The organism is Corynebacterium axilliensis (genome assembly GCF_046097495.1).
GTDB lineage: Bacteria > Actinomycetota > Actinomycetes > Mycobacteriales > Mycobacteriaceae > Corynebacterium.
The window spans coordinates 137283-159688 of the sequence record NZ_CP175768.1; the positions used below are offsets into that span (position 1 = coordinate 137283).

Here is a 22406-nt window from a genome sequence, read left to right on the forward strand (position 1 = left end):
CCTACCGTGGTAGGAGCTTAGGCAACCCCAGCACGCTGCGCTAAGAGAACGAGGGCCACTCGGTCACGTGCGGCGAGTTTAGACATGAGTGCGGAGACGTGAGTTTTCACCGTGGTTTCTGCGATGACCATGTCGGCGGCTATCTCCGCATTTGTAGCACCACGCGCGATGAGCGAAAGCACTTCCATCTCGCGGCGCGTTACGAGGCTGAGTCCTTGGCGTTCCTGGGCGCTGAGGTTTTCGCGCGTCAGCGCCGAGCGATAAGCTTCCAGCACTGGGCCGGTTACCTCGGCGGCCAGCACCGATTCTCCTTGCGCCACGTTGCGAACGGCGGACACAAGAACCTCTGGGTCGGCATCCTTCAGCAGGAAACCGTGGGCGCCAGCGGAGATGGATCGCGCCACGAGCTCTTCATCATTGAATGTGGTGAGCATGATGATGCGGCACTCGGGCTTGCGTTCGAGTATGGCCTGAGCCGCTGCAATGCCGTCCATACCGGGCATGCGAATGTCGAGGATAGCCACATCAATGTGGTGGCTCAGCGCTGCTGTCACGGCGTCCGCCCCCGTGGCCGCGGTGGCCGCGACCTCGATGTCTTCTTGCGCAGTGAGGATGGTAGACAACGCTGAGAGCAGCATTGCTTGATCATCGGCCAATAAGACGCGGATTCTAGAGCTGCTGGGATGCATCCTTGGTCTCCTTCATCGGTATCTGTGCATGCAAGGAAAAGGAATGAGCATCGCCGGAATAGTCGAGGCGACCGCCGAGCGAACGGGCTCGTTCCGCCACTCCGACTAAGCCCACGCCGCTTCCCGCGACGTTGCTTGGTGTGGGATGAGGATTGGTGGAGGTGAGGGTGAGCGTGGCGGCGTCATCAAGTACAAGCTCAACGAAGACGCGCGTGCCGACGCCCTGATGGCGCAGAGCATTCGTCAATCCTTCCGTGATAATGCGTACCAAAGCCATCTGCACCAACGATGGAACGGCGTATTCAGGCGGGAGGTTGGCGTCCACCTTTAGCCCTGCAGCGCGGAAGCCTTCGAGGATCCCTTCGATGTGCTCAAGCTGTTGAGCAGGCTCAAGAGCCGTGGGACCGGGTGAGCGCAAGGCAGCGACGATTCCGCGAACCTCGCCCAGGACGGTATCCGCATTATCGCGGATAGAAACAAGTGCTTCTTCAGCCGCGCCGGAGTCCGCAGTCGCTGCAACGATGCCTGCATTAGCCTGAACCTTAATCAATGTGAGGGAATGGGCGAGGACATCGTGTAACTCCCGCGCAATGAGGAGGCGTTCTTCTTCTTGTGCCTGGTGGAAGCGCTCGCGGGCCAGTACTTCTCGTTGGCGATCACGGTCGAAATAGCGGGCAGCAATGAAATATGTGCTTCCTAGTACCGTCCAGTGAGCCACAACCATAGCAAGGAAGGGTGTGTCAACCTCATAGCGCAGAAGATAGGACTCAGCATCGATCCGCCACATGAAGGGGGAGATGAAGGTACCGAGCGCAGTGATGAGGAGGACCGCCCGAGGAAGTAGCCTGTGGTTTATGTACCGTGAGGTGGTGTACACGGCCATCGGGGCGGTTAATGCCCAAGGCGTCAAGCCGCTATTAGTAGGAAGCTGGCTCATCCATATGACAGCCCAGGCCAGGAGAAGAACTAAGAAGCCTGTTGCGCTCACGATTGGCCTCGAGCGCCACACTAAGAAAAGCGGTATGAACAGCAGCGACAAGAGAGCCTGGAGAATTTCCACCGTTCCGGCAGAGGGAAACGCCAAGGCACAATAAAAGGCCGCTACGAGCCCCGCGACTCCTGCGAGCAGCGCGTCACCCAAACGCACCGAGGACAGGAAGGCGCGCGCGGTGCGGGAAAAGCTCATAGACGGCCATGGTAGTACATACAGAAAGTACTACTTCTTCTTTTTGTCCTTCTTGGACTTCTTTTTCTTGCCCTGCTTCTTGCCGTCGCCGTTGACCTTGGCACGCTCCAAGTCGGCAGCGACATCCGGAACGTAGGCGAACTCGTTGCGCGGCGGGCGCACGTACTCGGCCTCCAGGTCGGGGCGCTGAGGGATCTTCGGGACGTCCTGCTCCACGTGCTGGTAGGGGACAGTCTTCAAGATGTGGTTGATGACATTAATACGGGAGCGCTTCTTGTCTTCTGACTCCACGGTGTACCACGGCGAGATCGGGGTATCGGTATGGACGAACATCTCATCCTTGGCGCGGGAGTAGTCCTCCCAACGGGTGATGGACTGCAGATCCATAGGGGAGAGCTTCCAGCGGCGCAGCGGGTCATTGCGGCGGGACTTGAAGCGGGCAATCTGTTCCTCATCGGAAACGGAGAACCAGTATTTAAGCAGGATGATGCCGTCCTCAACCAGCATGCGCTCCAGGATGGGGGCCTGGTGGAGGAAGCGCACGTACTCCTGCTGGGAGCAAAAGCCCATGACGCGCTCTACACCGGCACGGTTGTACCAGGAGCGGTCAAAGATGACGATCTCGCCAGCGGTGGGCAGCTTTTCGACGTAGCGCTGGAAGTACCACTGGCCAGCCTCGCGGTCCGTGGGCTTGGGTAGTGCTTCAATGCGGCAGGAGCGCGGGTTGAGGTACTGCGTGATGCGCTTGATGGCAGAGCCCTTGCCGGCGGCGTCGCGGCCCTCCATGATGATGACCACGCGCGCGCCGGTCTCTACCACCCACTGCTGCATCTCCACGAGCTCCGCCTGCAGGCGCTTGAGCTCGCGCTCGTAGGCCTCCTTGTCGAGCTTCGGAGGGGTAGAGGGGGACTTCTTTGACGTTGAACTCATACCCTCAACGCTACCCCCTACCAGGGAAAATCCCTAAACCGTCGGAGTGCGGTACGTGGGGGTTCTCCCACACGGGGGCGGTTGGGCTACCTAGTCAATCTCGTGGTTGCGGACTTCACCGGTGGCGGCGTCCACGTCGAACTCATGCTCCTGGCCATTGGCCTTGAATTCGATCTCCCAGTGCGGGCCGAATCCGTCGTCGCCGTCATCCAGTTCCTGCTCCAGCTCGGAAACATCAGACTCCTGGACACCGGCCTGGGCGTAGGCCTTGGCAAGGGCGTCCTCGCGGCTAACCTGCGGCGAGCTCTGTGCCGCCTGGTCATTTCCGGCTGGCGCAGCAGCTGCGGTGTCGTTGGTGTCGTCAGCGTCGTCGGTGTTAGCAGTGGCGGTGTTGGCTGTGGTGTTCTGCTCAGCCACGGTTTCCTTCACCGTCGTCGTGGCCGCCGTCGTGGCGTCAGAGGAGTCCTGCGAGGAGCACGCGGAGAGGGCAGCCGCGGCGGTGACAGCGATGCCGATAGCGGTGAAGCTCGTGCGAAGAGTCATAAAAGGCTCATCCTTCTAGATCGGGGAAAATGTGGTTCCCTACAGTATCGATACTTCTCGTGTGCCGCAGAATTAATAAAAGGTCTAGTCCGTTGTACAGGTGCAGTTCGGGCCGCATCCGCCGGCGGGCGGCTCGCCAAAGCGGGTGGTGTTCTCGATTGCGCCTAGGCCCTCGATGCTGATGTGGGTCACGGAGCCGTCGCCCAGCAGCGCGTCCTCGCCCCGCGCAAAACCTACGCCCTCCGGGGTGCCGGTGGCGATGACATCGCCCGGGTTGAGTGGGTACAGCGAGGAGCAGAAGGCAATGAGCTCGGCCACGGAGAAGATGAGGTCATCGGTGTTATCGTCCTGGCGCACGTCGCCATCGACAGTCGTGGTGAGCCGTGCCCCGCGCCCAGGTGCCCACTCGTCGGCAGTAGTAAGCCACGGCCCAAAACCAGCGGTGCGGTAGAAGGACTTCCCGGCGTGGAACTGCGTAGTGGCACGCTGATAGTCACGCAGCGTGTAGTCATTCATAATGGCGTATCCGGCGACGTGGTGCAGCGCCTCCGCCACGCGCACGCGGTGCGCGCGGGTGCCTATCACTGCGGCGAGCTCGCCTTCATAGTCCAGCTTCTGCGTGGCAAAGTCGGGCACATAGACATCGTTGTAAGGCCCGGTGAGCGCCTCCGGGAACTTGATGAACAGTGTGGGCTGCGTGGGAAGCTCGCGGCCCATTTCCCGGGCGTGCTTGGCGTAATTGACGCCCACACAGATAATCTTCCCGGGATTCGGAACGACGGGGGCAAGGTCGGCGTTGTCGAACACGACGGGCTCGCCCGACAGTTGCGCGGCCTTGCGCCAGTCCGGGCTGGCCAAGAGCTTGCCGACGTCCTCGTAGTCCAACTCCGTGCCCACATTCGGGCCGTCGATGCGGATTGCGGAGGTACCAAAACTGGTGCGTAGGGTAGCAAGCTTCATAGCGGTCAGTCTAACGCGCGCAGAATCTCATCGACCGCGTCTGCGCACATAATGGGAATCTCCTGAGACTCCTGCTTGGTCCACTGCTTGAGCACGAAGGAGGCCGGGTCCATGCGGCCAGGCGGGCGGCCGATGCCCACAGAGAGGCGCTGGTAGTCCTTGGTTCCCAGGGACTTCGTGGTGGAACGCAGGCCGTTGTGGCCGTGGTCGCCGCCGCCCACGCGGAGCTTGATGGTGGCGAAGTCGCGCTCCAGCTCGTCGTGCACCACGATGATGTGTCCTGGGGCGATGTGGAAATACTGGGCGAGGGCCTTGATAGGCCCGCCGGAGAGGTTCATGAAGCTGCGCGGCTTGGCAATGATGACCTTGGCCGCACCGCGGCGTGCCTCGGCAACGTCCGTGTTGGTCTTTTTGTGCACGGAGAAGGACGCGAAGAGTTCGTGGGCCAGTTCATCGACCACATCGAAGCCAATGTTGTGGCGCGTACCGGCGTACTTCGGGCCGGGGTTGCCCAAGCCTACGACAAGGAAAGAAGAATCACTCACGCCGCCCATTCTAAACAGCGGGTGGGTGAAAACGGCGAACCGCGCCCCGCCTCCCACGATAGGGAAGCAGCGGCGCGGTGCGGGTAGGAGGGGAGAGGTTTACTCCTCGTCGCCCTTCTCCTCGGAAGCCTCTGCGTCGTCGTCAGCGGACTCGGCGCCAGCCTCAGCGCCGCCGTCCTCGGCGGCCTCAGCAGCTGCCTCGAGCTCCTCATCAACCTCCGGCTCGGAGATGGAGACGATGACGGTGTCTTCCTCGGCGGCCAGGGTGGTGCCCTCCGGCAGGGTGACATCGGCAGCGGTGACGACAGCGCCATCCTCGAGGCCCTCGATGGACACGGTGAGCTCTTCCGGAATGTTGAGAACGTCTGCCTCGACGAGGAGGACGTCCGCATCCTGGATGGACATGAGGCCCGGAGCCGGCTCGCCCTCGAGGACGACCGGAACCTCAACCTCAACCTTCTCGCCACGCTTAATGGAGAGCAGGTCGATGTGGTCGATGTTGAAGGTCAGAACATTCTGGTCAATGTTCTTGACCATGACGAGGTGCTGCTCGCCCTCGAGCTCCAGCTCGAAGACGGCGTTGACACCGTTGTTGCGGACCAGAGCGGTCATCTCCAGGCGGTCAACGGCGAAGTGCAGAACGTCGACGGCGTGGCCGTAGACAACGCCCGGGATCTTGCCGGCAGCGCGCAGGCGGCGAGCGAAGCCCTTGCCGAACTCAGTACGAGCTTCAGCCTTGAGAACAGGACGGGTGTTAGCCATGTGTAATCTCCTTGAAGTATTCGGTGCGGCGAGGGCTTTTAAAGCCGTATAGATACGACAAAAGCCTGCCGATGGACGTCTTGGACGAGTCATCGCAGGCTTGAAAAGAATTCCTCAACAAGAATTCACTGCTTAACTTATGTAATCGCGTCGATAACGGATTTCTCCCTCGCCGAGACCATAAAAATCTAGCACGGACGAGGGGAAAGAAGCAAACTTCTCTCTAGTGCGGCAGCAGGCCAGCCAGCTGCGGCGGCAGCAACTTGACCAGCTGCGGGCCAACGACGGAGCCGATACCGAAGAGGGCGAGGATGGCGGCGATGACGCCGCCCACGATGACGCCAGTCTGCAGATCGTCACCGCTGGAGGCCGGCTTATCCGGATCGCCGTCCTTGGAGCTCAACGAGCTCATGAGGTCAGCGCCAGCCGCCGCCTGATCAAAGCCCTTGGAGCTGCCAGCCAGGGATCCGCGCGGGGTAGCCGTGACCAGGCCACAATCCTGGGCGCGGTCCGCAATGTCATCGAAGTACTCGGCACCGATCAGCTTGCCAATCGGCTCCTCCGACATGTTCGTGCGGCGCAGCTTCTTGGAGAGTTCTGCGTGGTTGTACTCGGCGGTATCGATACCGGACTTGCGCAGGGCGTCATCGAGCGTGCCGCACGGGACGATTGCGTTGAGGCCCGGCTTGTTCAGCTTTGGCACGTCGGTGGTGACGAAGCCGCAGTCCACGGCCTTGTTCAGGCGGTCCTCCCAGACGTTGCGCAGTACCGCGGAACCGGTCTCGCCGCGCTGGTAGTTCACGGCGTCGAGGATGGCGGTGCGCAGGGCGGAATCGTTTGTGTAGTCATCCACGTCCACGCCGTGGGCGGAGAACTGGCTCTTGTTGAGCTTGCACAGCGGCTTGAGCGCCGGCTCATCTTCAGCCGGGGTGGCAGGCTTATCAGCTGGCTTGTCCGCCGGCTTCTCGGTGGGCTTCTCGGTGGGCTTCTCGGTGGGCGCGTCCTCCGGCGGGGTAGAGGGGTCGGTGACAAAGCCGCACGAGGTGGCCTCGCCCACGCGGGCCGTCCACCAGTTCAGCTGGACCTTGGCGCCAACCTTGCCTTCGGTGTAGCCCACGGCGTCGAGCGTGGCCTGGAGAAGCTCGTCGGGGGTGTCGTAAGCGGTGACATCGACCCCGTAGTCGTTGAAGTGGGACTGGGTGACCTTGCACCCAGTGGACACGGTGGAGGGTTCGGCGGCGTGCGCTGCCGGGGCAGCGACGACTGCGCCAGCAAAGAGAGACGTGGTGGCTGCGGCAATGAGAGCTGTGCGCAGCGAGGTTTTAGCGTAAGTGAGCATGTGCTTAATCTAACACTACTGGTGAAGGTAGTGGACACTTTTTGGCTCAAAAATTCACTAAATTCTAGCCGCGCAGTGACAAGCCGCAGCCACCACGGTGGTAACTAGTGAGCCTCGAAGAGGGTGGTGACAGAACCGTTCTCGAAGATCTCGTGGATGGTCTTTGCCAGCAGCGGGGCGATGGAGAGCACCGTGAGGTTGCTCCAGTCCTCCGTGGACTGCGGCAGGGTATCGGTCGTGATGACCTCCTCCGCGCCGCACTCGGACAGGCGCTCGCGTGCCGGGTCGGAGAACACGCCGTGGGTGCAGGCGATGATGACGGACTTTGCGCCGGCCTCCTTGAGGACGCGGACCGCGCCGGCGATGGTGCCACCGGTGTCAATCATATCGTCGAGAAGCACGCAATCCTTGCCCTCAACGTCACCGACCACGCGGTTGGACACCGTCTTGTTGGCCTCGGTCTTGGAACGGGTCTTGTGAACGAAGGACAGTGGGGCATCGCCCAACTCGTGCGCCCACTTCTCCGCCACCTTGACACGGCCGGCATCGGGGGAGACCACCGCCAGGTTGTCCAGCGAGTAGTTGTTCTTGATGTAGCGCGTCAGGATCGGCTGCGCGTGCATGTGGTCCACCGGGCCGTCGAAGAAGCCCTGGATCTGGTCGGTGTGCAGGTCCACGGACACAATGCGGTCCGCGCCGGCGGCGGCGAGCAGGTCTGCCACCAGACGGGCGGAAATGGGCTCGCGGCCCAGGTGCTTCTTGTCCTGGCGGGCGTAGGGGTAGAACGGCAGGATGGCGGTGATGCGCTTAGCGGAACCACGCTTGAGCGCATCAATCATGATGAGCTGCTCCATCAGCCACTTGTTGAGCGGCTGGGTGTGGGACTGCATCACGAAACAATCGGCGCCACGCACGGACTCCTCGAAGCGGATGAAGATTTCGCCGTTGGCGAAGTCCCGGGCGGTGGTCGGAACCAATTCGGTGTTGAGCTCCTTAGCCACAGCCTCAGCCAACGCCGGGTGTGCGCGGCCGGTGAAGAGCTTCATGTTTTTGCTGCTGCCGGTAACCTTGCCAGTCATCAGTACATATCCCTTTGCTTGTTGTTAGTTAGTGGTCTCGTCGTCTGCTGCAGCACCCTGTGCCTTGTCGGCGGCTTCCGCCGCCGGCGTGCCCGGGCGCTTCTTCTGGACCCAGCCCTCGATGTTGCGTTGCTTGCCACCGGAGACCGCGAGCGCTCCCGCAGGAACGTCGTCCTTGATTACTGTACCCGCCCCGGAGTACGCGCCATCGCCCACGGTGACCGGCGCAATGAACATGGTGTCGGAGCCGGTGCGCACGTGGCTGCCAATGGTGGTGTGGTGCTTGTTCACGCCGTCGTAGTTGACGAAGACGGAGGACGCGCCGATGTTGGAGTAGTCACCCACGGTGGCGTCACCGATGTAGGTGAGGTGTGGAACCTTGGTGCCGCGGCCGATCTGCGCCTTCTTGGCCTCCACGAAGCCGCCGAGCTTGCCTTCCTGGCCCACGATGACGCCCGGGCGGATGTAGGTAAACGGGCCAACCTGTGCGTCGGTGCCAATGACGGAATCGAAGCCGTGCGTGCGCACGACGCTGGCTCCCTTGCCCACCTGCATGTTGGTCAGGGTGGTATCGGGGCCGATCTCGGCGTCATCAGCAATGGAGGTGGCACCCCACAGCTGCGTGTTGGGGTGAATGACAACGTCTTTGCCAATGGTGACGTTGACGCCGATCCAGGTGGTCTCCGGATCCACAATCGTGGCGCCGCCGCGCATGGCTTCTTCCACCACTCGGCGGTTGAGCATGCGGCCGGCAGCGGCGAGCTGCACGCGGTCGTTGACGCCGGAAAGCTCATCCGGGTCCGCGGCGACGTGTGCCCCCACGTTGTGGCCGCCTTCGCGGGCAATCTCGAGCACGTCGGTGATGTAGAGCTCGCCCTGTGCGTTGTCGGAGTTGAGCTTGGTCAGGGCGTCACGCAGCACAGCCCCGTCGAACGCGAAGACGCCGGAGTTAACTTCGCGCACTGCGCGCTGCTCCTCGGTGGCATCCTTCTGCTCCACGATGGCCGTCACCGAGCCATCCTCGGCGCGCAGCACGCGCCCGTAACCGGTCGGATCCTCCAGGGACATCGACAGCACCGTGACCGCGTTGCCCTGGGAAGTGTGAGCCTCGTGCAGCTGGCGCAGAGTCTCCGGGCGCAGCAGCGGGACGTCACCGTTGGTGACGATGACGGTGCCGGTGAAATCCGGCAGGGCGGTCAGGCCGCACTGGACGGCGTGGCCCGTGCCGTTCTGCTCTTCCTGAACGGCCTGGGATACCTCACAGTTCAGCTCTTGCGCGATGGCCTCGACGGCGGGGGAGACCTGGTCGCGCTGGTGGCCAACGACGACCACGAGGTGCTGCGGGTTTAGACCCGCCGCGGCATGGAGCGCGTGGCCAAGCAGGGACCGCCCGCCAATCTCATGCAACGTCTTTTGGGTCGAGGATTTCATGCGGGTGCCCGCGCCGGCAGCAAGGACAAGTGCGGCGCAGTCAGTAGTTTCAGCCACGGGTGTGTGCGTCTCCTGTAGTTGGGTGTCAGGACTTACAAACAAACATCATAACGCGTATGTATCACTTTCCGTGCGAGACCTCCGGCAGGGCCCGGGCACGCCACGCTCCGAGCAACCCGACGATGGCCAGAAAGAGGATGGCGGCAGATGGGCCAGCCAGCGAAATGACCGCGGAAATACCGCCGACTACGAGCAGGATGACGCCCATCATGGTGTTCGCCGCGCCCACGTAGCGGGTGCGCTTGTCCTCACCGGCCATGTCCACCACGTAGGTCTTACGGGCTACGCGGATAGCGGCGTGGGCGAGGTTTACCAGGAAGAATCCCACGGGCAAGGCCCAGGCGCTTACCGACGCCGACGCCCACGCCGCACACGCCACAATTGCCAGGAGGATGAGCGCTGCGGCTCCAGCTGCGAAGGACATCACCAAGCGCGAGGACCTATCAGAGAGCACGCCTGAGACGCGCCCGCCGACAAGGCTGGCCAGGCCGGAGGCCAAGACGAAGCCACCGAGCCCGCTCAGCGTCTGCGAACCAACGGACTGGGAGAGCACCACGATAAAGGACGTCGACAGCGCGGAAACCAGCAGCAGCGCGCGCACGTTGACGAAGTTGCGGAAGCGCGCGTCCTCGGTATAAAGCTGCCACGTGTCCTTCCACCAGCTCTTATCCAGGCCCTGGTGGCTTGCGTCCTCCGGCACGGGCTCGTCAATGTGGCGGAAGACCGCCGCCGCAATAATCCAGGTGACCGCGCCAATGGCCAGCAGTAGTGCCAGGCCCCAGCGGGGCAGCTCCCCAGGAAGGCCAAAACGCCGCCGGTCACCAGAGTGACGGCGCCGCCCAACTGGGTAGCCCTCCCGGTAACCAGGCCGCGGCTGCCCTTGGAAATGGTACGTCCCTGCACGTCCTTGCCGGTCAAGGAACACAGGGCTCGCAGCAGAGCGAGCACGGCGAGCGCGACGCACACGATGACGCCGAGCAGTGGACCACTGACCAGCACTGCAGCCGCAGCAATCACGGCTGCGCACACGCCCTGGCCCACCGAACCCAGGATCCACAGGCGCTTGCGTGCCGGATGCGAGGTCACCCACGGGGTCAGTGCAGCCTGGGGCAGCATGGACCCGGACTCGCGCAAGGGGACGAGCAGGCCGGTGAAGAAGCCAGGCACGCCCGCAGCACTGAACAGCCAGGGCAGTACTGTCTTGCCGGAGAGAAGTTGATCACCCACGCCCTGCAGGCCGTTAGACCAAATGAAGCGACGGGCATTGGCGGATTCCTGTGCAGGAAGAGACATGGCTGTGATCTTAAGCCCGGTGCGGTCAAAGCGTGGATTAAGGATTACCTGACCGCCTAACGTGGGAGACATGTCTGTCTCACGTCGTGTATTTGTCCAGGGAACGGTTCTTAGCGCGGCGGGCGTCGCCCTCGCCGCGTGCTCGAGCTCCGCGGATCAGCCTGCTCCCCAAGGGTTCGACGGCGAGCCGCGCGCCCTGCCCATCCCACCTGTTGAGGAGGGAGTGATGGACGGTGATATCCGAGTCTTCACCCTCACCGCACAAGCTGGCCACTCGGAGATTCTGCCGGGCAACAACAGCACTCGCACGTGGGGCTTTAACGGACCCTTTCTCGGCCCAACGCTGCGGGCGCGCCGCGGAGAGAAGATTCGCGCGGAAATCAGCAACGACCTGGAAGAGATGACCACAGTCCACTGGCACGGGATCCAGCTGCCTGCCTATTGCGATGGCGGCCCCCATTCGCCCATCCAGGTAGGGGACACGTGGAAGCCCGAGTGGGAGATAATCCAACCGGCCGCCACGGTCTGGTACCACCCGCACCCGCACCTGGCCACGGCCACCCACGCCTACCGCGGGCTCGCCGGCATGTTCATCCTTGACGACGACGTCTCCGACGGCCTTGACCTGCCGCACGAGTACGGCGTGGACGATATCCCCGTGGTCATCATGGACGCGAAGTTCACTGACGATGGCCAGCTGGATGAGGAAAGCGATGGCACGCTGGGGCTTCTGGGCACGACCCCGCTGGTGAATGGCATCACCAACGCCCGCTTCGAAGCAACGACGCGCCGGGTGCGCCTGCGGCTGCTCAACGGTGCGTCCATGCGCTTTTACACCCTGGAGCTGGGGCAGGAGCCATTCCACGTTATTGCGACGGACGCCGGGCTTCTCGACGCCCCCGTGGAGGTCGACTCCCTTCTGCTCGGCCCCGGCGAGCGCGCCGAGGTGGTGGTGGACCTGGAGCCGGGGAAGGACGTGCAGCTGCGCTCGGTTCCGCGCAAGGACAACTTCGGTGTTCCGAAGGACGACAACGCCGCCGACTTCGGCTTCCGCGACTCCTTCGATCTGCTCAGCATTGCCGGGCCCGACGAAACCGCTCCCGAGCCGCCAGAACTGCCTACCCAGCTGGACCCCGCAGCGGCTAAAACTCCCTCGCCGGAGGGACTCACCGAGCGCGAGTTCGTCCTCAATACCTTCATGATCAACGGCGAACAGATGGACATGACGCGGGTCGATACCGTCATTGACCACGCCGACCCGGAAGTCTGGACCGTCACGAACGAAAACTCCGATTGGCCGCACAACTTCCACATCCACAACGCCCGCTTCCAGGTCCTGGACTGGGATGGGGAGGAGAAGATGAAGGTCTTCAACTCCGGCTGGAAGGACATTGTCAACCTGCCGCCCAAGGTCACTGCCCGGCTGCTGGTGGAATTCGGGCACTTCCCCGACAAGACCATCTCCTACATGTATCACTGCCACATGCTGCTGCATGAGGACCAGGGGATGATGGGGCAGTACGTCATCGTGGACAAGGGCGAGAAACCCGACGTGCGCGTCAAGCCCGGAGCCCTAGTCTTCGACAAGGACGCCGGCGGTCACGCCGGACACGCCAGCCAGGTCGTGGATTCTTCCCGCAGCCCGTATGCCTCCCCGGAGGGTGGGGCCTAGCCCAGCGCAGAAACCTGCCGAGGAGACCACGCGCGAAAGGTGGATCTTTGGCGTTACTCGGCAGTTTTCGCCGGTTGTCACCCTCCCGCGCGGAGCCATAATTACGCTATGGTCAATACCTGTGATTCAGGACGTCGACCCACTCATCAACTCTCTCTACCAAGCCTTTGACCTCATCGGCGTGGTGCTCAACGGCATCATCGGCGGCACCATTGCGCGCCGCCGGGAGTTCGACATCATCGGCTTTGTCTTCCTCGCCCTCTTCTCTGGCCTCGCCGGCGGCATGATTCGTGACATGCTCATCGCCAGCGGTCCGGCGGCGGCTATTTCCGACCCGCTCTACCTCACGCTTGCTTGTGTGGGCGCGCTCATTGCCTTCCTTACGGATTTGAAGGGTAAGGCCTGGGAGATCTTTCGCGAGCACGGCGACGCCATCATCCTGGGCGTGTGGTCCACCACCGGTTGCGTGAAGGCGCTGGCCAACGGCATGCCGCTCATCGCCTGCGTCTTCCTAGGCGTGCTTACCGCGGTGGGCGGCGGCATGGTGCGGGACGTGGCCTCCGGGATGATCCCCGCCGTCTTCGGCGGCACGCCGCTCTACGCCGTTCCCGCCGTACTCACCGGCGTGGTGATGGTCGGGTTCGCGCACTTTGATCACTTTGCCCTGGGCATGGTTATCGCGCCGATTGTGGGCAGCGGCATGGCCATCACGTCCTATTGGCGCGGGTGGGTGCTGCCGCGCGCGGGCGTGGCGCCGGTGAACTACACAGCGGCCCAGGTCGCTGCCATTGCGAAGAAAGCGGAGCGTAAGGGCTTTCGGCGGGGGCATGGAAAACGCAAAAAGCTTCCCCACCAGGACTCGAACCTAGAATGACGGTACCAAAAACCGTAGTGTTGCCGATTACACCATGGGGAAACAGCACTCTGCGCGAGCGCTGGGGGACATGTTACCTGACGCGGGGCGAACAGACCTAAACGCCTCCACCCCACAGGGCGCGTCCGGCGGGGGATATACAGTAGGGGCATGGTTCGACAGAGGATGACCGGCCGCGAGCGCCGTGAACAGTTGATTTCCGTCGGCCGGGCGGCGTTTGCTGAGCTCGGATTCGATGGCGCCAGCGTGGAAGAAATCGCTGCGCGGGCGGGCGTGTCCAAGCCCGTCGTCTACGAGCACTTCGGAGGCAAAGAAGGCCTCTATGCCGTTGTCATCGACCGCGAGCTGGTGGCCTTGGAAAAGGTTATTACGGAGTCGCTGGAAACCGGCTCGTGGCGCGAGCGCATCGAGCGCGCCGTGGTGGCGATCCTCACCTACGTGGAGGAACAAACGGATGGCTTCCTCATCCTTGTGAGGGATTCCAAGCCGGGGGATGAGCGCAGCTTCTCTACGCTGCTTAATACCGCAGTCAATCAGGTCGCACACATTCTGGGAGAAGCCTTCGAACACCGCGGTCTGGACCCAGAGCTGGCCACGCTGTATGGCCAAGCGCTCGTAGGCATGGTTGCCACTACTTCGCAGTGGTGGTTGGATGAGCGCGAACCGTCGCGCGAAACTGTCGCGGCGCACATTGTTAATCTGTGCTGGAACGGCCTGTCCGGGATGCAAGCCGCGCCGAAGCTGAAGGGAGAAAACTAAATGACCACCCCGATGCTGGGCGGGCTGCTGAAAGTCGCCGCCTCCGATCCGAAGCTGAAGGGACTGGCTTCGCAGGTAGGCACCCAGTCCCTGCACATTACGGGCATTGACCAGGCGCGTCCCTGGGCCATTGGCACCGTGGCGCACCACGCGCCCGTCCTCGTCGTCACCGCTTCTGGGCGTGAAGCAGAGGATCTCTCCGCTGAGTTGTCCGCGATGATGGGGGATAAGGTGGCGTACTTCCCCGCATGGGAGACCCTCCCGCATGAGAGGCTTTCGCCGGCTCCGGATATCGTCGGCAAGCGCGCGCGTGTGCTGGACCTCGTCGGCGCAGGCAAAGCCCAAGTGGTGGTGACCTCCGCGCGCGGTTACTGCCAGCCGGTTCTCAGTGAGGTCGAGGGCCGCGCTCCCATCTTCCTCAAGGAAGAAGAGGAGCACGAGTTCTCCCATATCGTCTCTGAGCTGGAGTTTCGTGCTTACAAACACGTGGATATGGTGGCCAAGCGGGGCGAGTACGCCACCCGCGGCGGCATTCTCGATATTTTCCCCACCACCTCGGATTACCCGGTGCGCGTGGAGTTCTGGGGCGACGAGATTACGGATATCCGTCAATTCTCCGTGGCGGACCAGCGCGCCTTCAGTGAGATTGAGGTCGGCGAGGTAGCCATCTACCCGGCCCGCGAGCTGCCCATCACCAACGAGGTCGCAGCCCGCGCGCGCGAGCTGTCGCAGAAGTTTGGCGGCAACGCGGCGCTGGCGGAGCTGCTCACCAAGGTAGGCGAGCACATTCCGGCCGATGGCATGGAGGCCCTGTTGGCAGTGCTGGCCGAAGGCTCCTTTGTCACCCTCCCCGAGCTGCTTCCCACCGGCACGCACGTGCTGCTCGTGGCGCCGGAGAAGATCCGTACCCGTATCGCAGATCTGGAATCCACCGATTCCGAATTCCTGGCCGCCGGTTGGGAAGCCGCGGCTATGGGTGCGGACGGCCCGCTGGCTGCCGAAGGGTTGGATACTGAGGCCTCCAGCTACCGCTCCTACGAGTCCCTGGAGGCCACGTGCGCTGCCATCAATGCGCCGCTGTGGACTTTCGCGCCCCCGGGGATGTTCGCCGCCGCCGAGTCCGAAACCCTGCCGCTGGACTTTGAGCCAGGACCCACCCCGCGCGGCGACATCGAGCAGATCGACGCCATGATGGCGCAGCTGCTTGCCCACACCACCGCGGGTGGGCGCGCCGCCTTCATCGCCCCCGCCCAAGGTGCGATCAAGCGCATGGTGGAGCGCTTCGCGGAGAAGGGAATTCCCACCAAGGTGGCCACCCCCGGCTGGGAGCCCAGCCCCGGCGAGGTCACCCTCTACCAGGCGCTGAGTCACGCGGGTCTGGTCTTCCCCAAGGTGCGCAAGCTCAAGGACGCCGAGGCGCTCCCGCTCGTCGTCGTCACGGAGACGGATCTCACCGGTAACCGCGTGGGCGATATTGCCGGTGCCAAGCGCCGCCCGGCCAAGCGCCGCAACCGCGTCGATCCGCTGGCGCTCAAGCAGGGTGACTATGTCGTGCACGAGACACATGGCATCGGCAAATTCCTCAAGATGGCCGAGCGCACCATCCAATCCGGTGATGAAACCTCGCGCCGCGAGTACATCGTGCTGGAGTACGCCGCCTCCAAGCGCGGCCAGCCGGCCGATCAGCTTTGGGTCCCCATGGATTCGCTGGATCTGCTGAGCAAGTACACCGGAGGCGAGGCACCGACGCTGTCTAAGATGGGCGGCTCCGACTGGAAGAACACGAAGAAGAAGGCGCGCGCCGCTGTGCGCGAAATCGCCGGCGAGCTGGTGGAGCTCTACGCCAAGCGCCAAGCCGCGCCTGGCCACCAGTTCAGCCCGGATTCCCCGTGGCAGGCGGAGATGGAGGATAACTTCCCCTTCGTCGAGACCGAGGACCAGATGCTGGCCATCGATGCGGTCAAGCACGACATGGAATCGACGGTGCCCATGGACCGCGTCGTTGTGGGCGACGTGGGCTACGGCAAGACGGAGGTGGCCGTGCGCGCTGCCTTCAAGGCTGTCCAAGATGGCAAGCAGGTTGCGGTGCTCGTGCCCACCACGCTGCTGGCGCAGCAGCACACCGACACCTTCCGCGAGCGCATGCAGGGCTTCCCAGTAGACATCGAGGTGCTCTCGCGCTTTACCTCCACCAAGGAGTCCAAGGAGATTCTCGCCGGCCTGGCGGATGGTTCCGTGGACATCGTCATCGGTACCCACCGCCTGCTGCAGACCGGCGTGCAGTGGAAGAATTTAGGACTCATCGTCGTCGATGAGGAGCAGCGCTTCGGCGTGGAGCACAAGGAACACATCAAGGCGCTCAAGGCGTCCGTCGACGTGCTCACCATGTCCGCCACCCCGATTCCCCGCACCTTGGAGATGTCCATGGCGGGCATCCGCGAAATGTCTACCATCCTCACCCCGCCGGAGGACCGCCACCCGGTCCTCACCTACGTGGGTGCCTACGAGGACAAGCAGGTAGCCGCCGCCATTCGTCGCGAGCTCTTGCGCGATGGCCAGGTCTTCTTTATCCACAACAAGGTCGCGGACATTGAAAAGAAGGCCCGCGAGCTACGAGATCTCGTGCCGGAGGCGCGCATCGTGGTGGCGCACGGCCAGATGAATGAGGAGGTCCTGGAGCAGACCGTGCAGGGCTTCTGGGACCGCGAGTTCGACGTGCTGGTCTGTACCACCATCGTGGAGACCGGCCTGGACATTGCCAACGCCAACACGCTTATCGTGGAAAACGCCCACCACATGGGCCTGTCGCAGCTCCACCAGCTGCGCGGGCGCGTTGGCCGCTCCCGCGAGCGCGGCTACGCCTACTTCCTGTACCCCAAGGGCGCCACGCTGACCGAGACCTCTTACGACCGCCTGGCCACCATCGCGCAGAACAACGACCTGGGCGCCGGCATGGCCGTGGCCATGAAGGATTTGGAGATGCGCGGTGCCGGCAACGTCTTAGGTGCGGAGCAGTCCGGCCACATTGCCGGCGTGGGCTTTGATCTCTACGTTCGCCTCGTGGGCGAAGCCGTGGAGACCTTCAAAGCACTGGCCAGGGGAGAAGCCCCAGCAGTCACGGACGAGGGGCCGAAGGAAATCCGCATCGACCTGCCTGTTGACGCGCACATTCCGGAGTCTTACATCAACTCCGAGCGCCTGCGCCTCGAGGTCTACCGCAAGCTGGCGGCGTCCAAGGACGACAAGGACCTGCAACAGGCAGTGGAGGAGATGGAGGACCGCTACGGTCCCGTTCCAGAGCCGGTGCAGCGCCTTCTGGCCGTGGCCCGCTTGCGCCACCAGGCACGCCGGGCCGGAGTCTCCGACATCACGGTGCAGGGCACGCGCATCAAGGTCCACCCAGTGGAGCTGGCGGATTCCAAGCAGATTCGCCTCAAGCGCCTCTTCCCGGGCTCCAACTACCGCGCGGCGGCCAAGGCGATCCAGCTCAGCTTCCCCAAGGCCGGGCGCAACGTCACCGACCCGAAGCTGCGCGACGTCGAGTTGGTGCAGTGGATGGCGAACTTCTTGAGCTCGATGTTTGAGCAGGACCACGTGGACGTGACCGGCGGAAAAGCCGAGAAGAACGTCATTAGCGTAGGGGAGAAGTAATGAAGGCGGCCAACCTCCGCATCGTGTTGCTGGCAGTGTGGATGGTTGCAGCTGTGTTGACTATTCCGCTCTCGATTGCAGTGAAGTTGTTGGGTAAAAGTGGGGGATGGCTAGTCATCGTTGTGCTGTTCTACGGATTGTTTATCGTAGGCATCTGGATTGCTCTGGGCTTACTCCCCTTACTTATTCGTAGAGAATTCCCTAGCAAGCTTGCGTGGGCGTGGGCGGGGCTAGTCATGACCTTCATCGGCTTCGCGGTGTTCTACTCGAACATGCCTGATTTTGGTGATTATGGACCCGTCTCGGTTCCTGCCTGGTGGTTTGGAAATGAGAAGGCTGCTGTTGTCACAGCCTGCGTTGGCCTGGGGATCAGCGTCGTAGGCCACCTTCTGTGGATTGGCTCCTGTCTCTTCTACGCGGTCCGCTCGCGCTCCAAGCCAGAAGCGCTGTAGAGCATCCCCTTTAGTGCGCCCAGGCGTCGTCGATTGTCGCGGCAGCTGTTCCCCGGGCCGTCGAGTTCGAACTTCACTGCCGCCTGTGGATGGCTGGACCGCGTGGACGTGGCCGGTGGAAAGGTGAAAAAGAACGCCCTCAGTGTCGAGGGAATGACATACTAAGGGCGTGAGACCTGTTAACCACAGACTGTGGCTGTTTATCACCTGGTTAGTGTGCTCCCTGGTTGTCATTCCCTTCGCCCTTCTCATCAAGTTGCTGACACAGAACGGCGGTTGGCTGTGGCTCCTCCTCGGGCTGGGGGCATTTATCCCTGTCGCGTTCTGGGTGGCGTTGTCGGCGCTGCCGTTTCTTATCCGCAGCGGCTTTGTGTTTCGCCCGCGCGTGGGCTATCTCTTCTGCGCGCTGTCCTTCTTAGGTTTTCTGGTCTTTATCACCAGCATGCCGGACGCCGGTGACATGCCGACCACCTTTTATCCGCCGTGGTGTGGACCGGATACGTGCGGGGCCTTTGTCAACGTCGGGCTCGCGGTGTCGGTGGCGGGCCATCTGGGGTGGGTGGTCTGTTGTGTGATGTGGGCCGTACAGTCGCGCCGAGTCCCGAAAACGCCCGAAAGCTGGGACAACGCGGCGTAAGAACGGGGTCGCAGGGTCGTTTCTGGAAAGGAGACATCACATGTCTGAGAAACTCACCGCGGCAGTCGTGGAGGAATTCGGCCCCACCCTCACCATCCGTGAAGAGGATCTTCCCGAGCCTGGCCGCTTCCGGGCACTGGTCAAGAATGTGGCGTCGGGAATTTGCCACACTGACGTGCACGCCGCCGGGGGGAGAGATTGGCCCGTCAAGCCCCCCGCTGCCCTTCATTCCCGGCCACGAAGGTGTCGGCGAAGTGGTCAAGCTGGGCCCCGGTGAGCACGACGTCAAGGTCGGTGACATGGTGGGCAACGCGTGGCTGTGGTCCGCGTGCGGTACCTGCGAATTCTGCCGCACCGGCCGCGAAACCTACTGTCCCAACGCGGAGTACGGCGGATACACCGTCAACGGCTCCTTCGGCGAGTACATGCTCGTGGACACGCGCTATTGCGCCCGGATCCCGGAAGGCTCCGACCCCCTTGAGGTCGCGCCCATTCTGTGTGCCGGCGTGACGGTGTACAAGGGGCTGAAGGAAGCCAATACCCGCCCCGGCGAGTTCATGGTCATTTCCGGTATCGGCGGTCTGGGCCACGTGGCGGTGCAGTACGCGGTGGCCATGGGCATGCGCGTCATTGCGGTAGATATCGCCGAGGACAAGCTGGCCCTGGCCAAGGAACACGGCGCGGAGTTTGTGGTGAATGCGAAGGAGCAGGACCCGGCTGAGGCGGTCACCGCCTACACCCAGGGCGGCGCTCATGGCGTATTGGTGACCGCGGTCCACCCGCAGGCCTTTGGCCAGGCCATCGGCATGGCGCGCAAGGGCAGCACCATCGTGTTCAACGGCCTGCCGTCGCGTCATTCGCTACTAGGAGCTAGAGCGTAAGTCGGCCGGTGCTCAAGCCCCAGACGGCAGCGACGGCACCGGCGATGACGAGGACGACGACGACCCACTCGAAGGAGTTGAACACCCGCTCCTTCTTGTATAGGCGCGTGGCCACGTACGGCACCATGCTCGGTACGACGGCCAGCGCGCCCAGGAGCACGTAGACCGGATCGGCGGCGTAGATGAGCCACAGGGAGTAGACGAAGGCGATGATGGCGATGCCCAGGTGGCGTCGATTGTCGCGGCGGCTGATCTCCGGTCCGGACAGATCAAACTGCACTCCCGCCTGCGGGTGGCTGAGCCCCGTGCCACGCACCGTGAGCAGCAGAAGGTACAGGGAAGAAAAGATGTAGGGCAGCAGGTACATGATGGTAGCCAGCTGCACCATGGCGTTATAGGACGTCTCGTTGAGGAAGAAGACGAGCACGAGGAGCTGAATAGCCAGAGTGGAAATCAGCTGGGCCACCCACGGCGCGCCGGCGACGTTGATGGTGCCAATCTTGCGGGGGAGCAGGCCATCGATGGCCATCATGACAATCGGTTCCGCGCAGAGCATCTGCCACGAGACGTAGGCGCCGAGCACGGAAAGGCACAGGCCCAGCGAGATGAGCGCGCCGCCCCACGAACCGACGGCAGCGGTGAGCACGGAGGCCATGGAATTATCCGGAAGCGCCGCCAGCTCTTCCTGGGTGAGCACGCCGAAGCTCAGCGTAGAGACGGAAACTAGGAGGGCGAGCACACTAATGAAGCCGATGACGGTAGCGCGTCCGACGTCGGCTCGCGTGCGCGCCTGCTTGGAATACACGGACGCGCCCTCCACGCCGATGAACACCCACACCGTAAAGAGCATGATGCCCTGGACCTGCTCAAACAGGGGCTTTCCGGAACGCTCGCCCCAGAAATCCAGAGTGAACTTGTCCCAGCTGAACCCAATGAACGCGATGAGCACGATAAACGCCAAGATGGGCACGATCTTGGCCACCGAGGTCACCATATTCATGATGGCGGCCTGCTTAATGCCGCAGGCTAGCACGGCGAAGATTCCCCAGGATAGCAGGGAGACGGCGATGGCGGACACCCACTGGTGGTCGGCATCGAAGAAGGGAACGTAATGCCCGATGGTGTTGAAGAACAGGGTGGCGTAGCCCACCTGCGCCATGACAGAACCAAGCCAGTAGCCCCAGCCGGAAGTAAAACCAATGAAGTCTCCCAAGCCGGCGCGCACGTAGGAGTACACGCCGGAATCCAGGTGCGGCTTACGGTGCGCCAAGATCTGGAAGACGAAGGCGACAGAGAGCATGCCCACTCCAGCGATAAACCAGCCCAGCAGCATGGCGCCGGGGCCGGCCACGGAGGCGATGTTCTGCGGCAGGGAGAAAATGCCGGCGCCCACAGTGGAACCGATGATGAGCGCAACAAGCGTCCACAGCGTCACGGAGTGCGGACGCGGCGATTCGGTGATGGGTGTAGTGGTCATGGGTCAAAAATACCCTTTATGGCGGGCTGGTGCGTAACCGTGGGGAAGCCTCGGTAGGGCACAGCTTATACTAAGGGCTTATGACTGTGCTGTTGCTCGATCCGCGCTGGCCCACGATGATCCCCATGGAAGCCTACGGAAAGCTGCGCGGACCTGTGGTTTTTACTGGCGAGGTGCCGGTGAAAGTGCGCTGGAATTTCGACGATTTATTGTGCGGTGAGGATCCGCAGGGCGAGGGTGTGCTGGTTAGCACAGACGCCACTGATCCGCAGGTGCGGGCGCTTATCGACGCCAACGTGGACGTTATCGAGGCGCCCTCTCGGCAGGATCCGCTGTGGCAGGCGCGCGCGGTGATGTCGCGGGCGCGGAGCATTGGTGAGTGGGAGCGCGAGCAAACTCATGAGAGCCTCCTGCCTTACCTAGAGGAGGAATCCGCGGAGTTCATCCAGGCAGTCCGGGGCCGAGCCGAGGAGGCCGAACTGGTGAAGGAACTGGGGGATGTGTTTCTGCAGGTGCTGTTCCACGCCGAGATCGCCGCACGGCGTGGCGCCTTCACGCTTGATGACGTGGCCCAGGCCTTTGTAACAAAAATGCGCTCCCGCGCGCCCTACCTTTTCGACGGTACGGAGGACGTCGTCGGGGTAGAGGAGCAGGAGCGCCTGTGGGTCGAGGGGAAGGCCCGAGAGAACGCTTAGTTCTTCGTCAGCATGGAGGAGAGCATCGGGGCGTAGTCCGCGATCTTGGAGGACAGGCCGGTGCCGCCGGTGAGGAGGGTATCTTCCTTGACGATCTTGCACTCCTGAGCGCGGTCAGCAGTCTGGCTCGCGTACTTGATAGCGACGAAGCCGAGCGGGCCCAGATCCTGAGTGGCGCCCAGCCCGGAGAGGTTCTGAGAGAGCTGGTTGCGGGTGGTGTCCGCCGTGAGGAGCTCGCCCTCAGTGGAGGCGTCAATCAGGTTCAGCGTGCTGCGCAGGGTGTTGCAGTCTACGGTCTCGATGCCCTGGGACAGGACGCCGCCCAGCTCGTCGAGAGACGCGGCAGAGGCGGAAGCAGGGGCAGCGGCGCCCAGGGTGAGGGCTGCGGCCGCGGTGGCGGCAATTCGGCGGATGGACATAGAACTCCTTGGTGCTTGCGGGGGGATACTCCGGATCCCGACGTGAAACGACAGATGACTTTAAGGTGCGAA

19 protein-coding genes and 2 pseudogenes are annotated in these 22406 nt (G+C 62.9%); 8 read left to right on the forward strand and 13 right to left on the reverse strand.

What is annotated here, in order from left to right; translation table 11 throughout:
- Positions 1–17: 17 nt before the first annotated feature.
- From ACKFR8_RS00750 to ACKFR8_RS00800, 11 genes and pseudogenes are all read right to left on the reverse strand, one after another.
- Positions 18–689: a response regulator gene (locus tag ACKFR8_RS00750; RefSeq protein ID WP_408930321.1), complete on the reverse strand. Its 672-nt coding sequence runs from the start codon at positions 687–689 to the stop codon at positions 18–20.
- Positions 670–1875: a sensor histidine kinase gene (locus tag ACKFR8_RS00755; protein ID WP_296131954.1), complete on the reverse strand. Its 1206-nt coding sequence runs from the start codon at positions 1873–1875 to the stop codon at positions 670–672. Before ACKFR8_RS00755 ends, ACKFR8_RS00750 begins: the two co-directional genes overlap by 20 nt.
- A 30-nt stretch (positions 1876–1905) precedes the next feature.
- Positions 1906–2805 (reverse strand): polyphosphate kinase 2, encoded by a 900-nt coding sequence (gene ppk2, locus ACKFR8_RS00760; protein WP_408930322.1) that lies wholly within the window; start codon positions 2803–2805, stop codon positions 1906–1908.
- 90 nt (positions 2806–2895) lie between these two features.
- Positions 2896–3348, reverse strand: coding sequence for a PepSY domain-containing protein (locus ACKFR8_RS00765; protein ID WP_408930323.1), 453 nt, complete (start codon positions 3346–3348; stop codon positions 2896–2898).
- An 84-nt stretch (positions 3349–3432) separates the two neighbouring features.
- Entirely contained in the window at positions 3433–4308 is an 876-nt protein-coding gene (locus ACKFR8_RS00770) for a fumarylacetoacetate hydrolase family protein (RefSeq protein WP_408930324.1), read from the reverse strand.
- Positions 4309–4313: 5 nt separating this feature from the next.
- The gene (gene pth, locus ACKFR8_RS00775; protein ID WP_408930325.1) at positions 4314–4862 is read right to left on the reverse strand and encodes an aminoacyl-tRNA hydrolase; all 549 of its coding nucleotides are present in this window, start codon (positions 4860–4862) and stop codon (positions 4314–4316) included.
- Positions 4863–4952: 90 nt separating this feature from the next.
- Complete coding sequence (locus ACKFR8_RS00780; RefSeq protein WP_296132543.1) at positions 4953–5615, reverse strand: 50S ribosomal protein L25/general stress protein Ctc; 663 nt, start codon at positions 5613–5615, stop codon at positions 4953–4955.
- A 223-nt stretch (positions 5616–5838) separates the two neighbouring features.
- Positions 5839–6954, reverse strand: coding sequence for a hypothetical protein (locus tag ACKFR8_RS00785; protein WP_408930326.1), 1116 nt, complete (start codon positions 6952–6954; stop codon positions 5839–5841).
- 104 nt (positions 6955–7058) lie between these two features.
- Positions 7059–8033 carry a ribose-phosphate diphosphokinase gene (locus tag ACKFR8_RS00790; protein WP_296132537.1) on the reverse strand — a complete coding sequence of 325 codons (975 nt, stop codon included), beginning with the start codon at positions 8031–8033 and terminating at the stop codon, positions 7059–7061.
- Between the two features lie 24 nt (positions 8034–8057).
- On the reverse strand, positions 8058–9521 hold the full coding sequence (gene glmU / locus ACKFR8_RS00795) for a bifunctional UDP-N-acetylglucosamine diphosphorylase/glucosamine-1-phosphate N-acetyltransferase GlmU (RefSeq protein WP_296132535.1): 1464 nt from the start codon (positions 9519–9521) through the stop codon (positions 8058–8060).
- A gap of 64 nt (positions 9522–9585) precedes the next feature.
- Positions 9586–10817 (reverse strand): annotated as a pseudogene (locus tag ACKFR8_RS00800) (MFS transporter).
- 70 nt (positions 10818–10887) lie between these two features.
- Here ACKFR8_RS00800 and ACKFR8_RS00805 point away from each other — a divergent pair.
- The 7 genes and pseudogenes from ACKFR8_RS00805 to ACKFR8_RS00835 all read left to right on the forward strand — a co-directional run.
- Positions 10888–12489, forward strand: a complete 1602-nt coding sequence (locus tag ACKFR8_RS00805) for a multicopper oxidase family protein (RefSeq protein ID WP_408930327.1) — start codon at positions 10888–10890, stop codon at positions 12487–12489.
- A gap of 124 nt (positions 12490–12613) precedes the next feature.
- Complete coding sequence (locus ACKFR8_RS00810; protein ID WP_408930957.1) at positions 12614–13363, forward strand: trimeric intracellular cation channel family protein; 750 nt, start codon at positions 12614–12616, stop codon at positions 13361–13363.
- 150 nt (positions 13364–13513) lie between these two features.
- Positions 13514–14122 (forward strand): TetR/AcrR family transcriptional regulator, encoded by a 609-nt coding sequence (locus ACKFR8_RS00815; protein ID WP_408930328.1) that lies wholly within the window; start codon positions 13514–13516, stop codon positions 14120–14122.
- 12 nt (positions 14123–14134) lie between these two features.
- Positions 14135–17773 carry a transcription-repair coupling factor gene (gene mfd / locus ACKFR8_RS00820; RefSeq protein ID WP_408930958.1) on the forward strand — a complete coding sequence of 1213 codons (3639 nt, stop codon included), beginning with the start codon at positions 14135–14137 and terminating at the stop codon, positions 17771–17773.
- Positions 17773–18225 carry a hypothetical protein gene (locus ACKFR8_RS00825; protein WP_296132522.1) on the forward strand — a complete coding sequence of 151 codons (453 nt, stop codon included), beginning with the start codon at positions 17773–17775 and terminating at the stop codon, positions 18223–18225. Before mfd ends, ACKFR8_RS00825 begins: the two co-directional genes overlap by 1 nt.
- Positions 18226–18394: 169 nt before the next feature.
- Positions 18395–18862, forward strand: a complete 468-nt coding sequence (locus ACKFR8_RS00830; RefSeq protein ID WP_296132519.1) for a hypothetical protein — start codon at positions 18395–18397, stop codon at positions 18860–18862.
- Positions 18863–18902: 40 nt separating this feature from the next.
- Positions 18903–19710, forward strand: a pseudogene (locus ACKFR8_RS00835) (zinc-dependent alcohol dehydrogenase); the annotation flags it as partial.
- A gap of 22 nt (positions 19711–19732) precedes the next feature.
- On the opposite strand, the gene ACKFR8_RS00840 reads toward ACKFR8_RS00835, so the two are convergent.
- Positions 19733–21220, reverse strand: coding sequence for an amino acid permease (locus ACKFR8_RS00840; RefSeq protein WP_296132515.1), 1488 nt, complete (start codon positions 21218–21220; stop codon positions 19733–19735).
- An 80-nt stretch (positions 21221–21300) separates the two neighbouring features.
- Between ACKFR8_RS00840 and ACKFR8_RS00845 the strand changes: the two genes are divergently transcribed.
- Positions 21301–21915, forward strand: a complete 615-nt coding sequence (locus ACKFR8_RS00845) for a MazG nucleotide pyrophosphohydrolase domain-containing protein (RefSeq protein WP_306508192.1) — start codon at positions 21301–21303, stop codon at positions 21913–21915.
- Here the strand turns inward: ACKFR8_RS00845 and ACKFR8_RS00850 are convergent.
- A complete protein-coding gene (locus tag ACKFR8_RS00850; RefSeq protein WP_296132510.1) occupies positions 21912–22334 on the reverse strand; it encodes a hypothetical protein in 423 nt (140 codons plus the stop codon). The genes ACKFR8_RS00845 and ACKFR8_RS00850 overlap by 4 nt on opposite strands.
- Positions 22335–22406 lie beyond the last annotated feature (72 nt).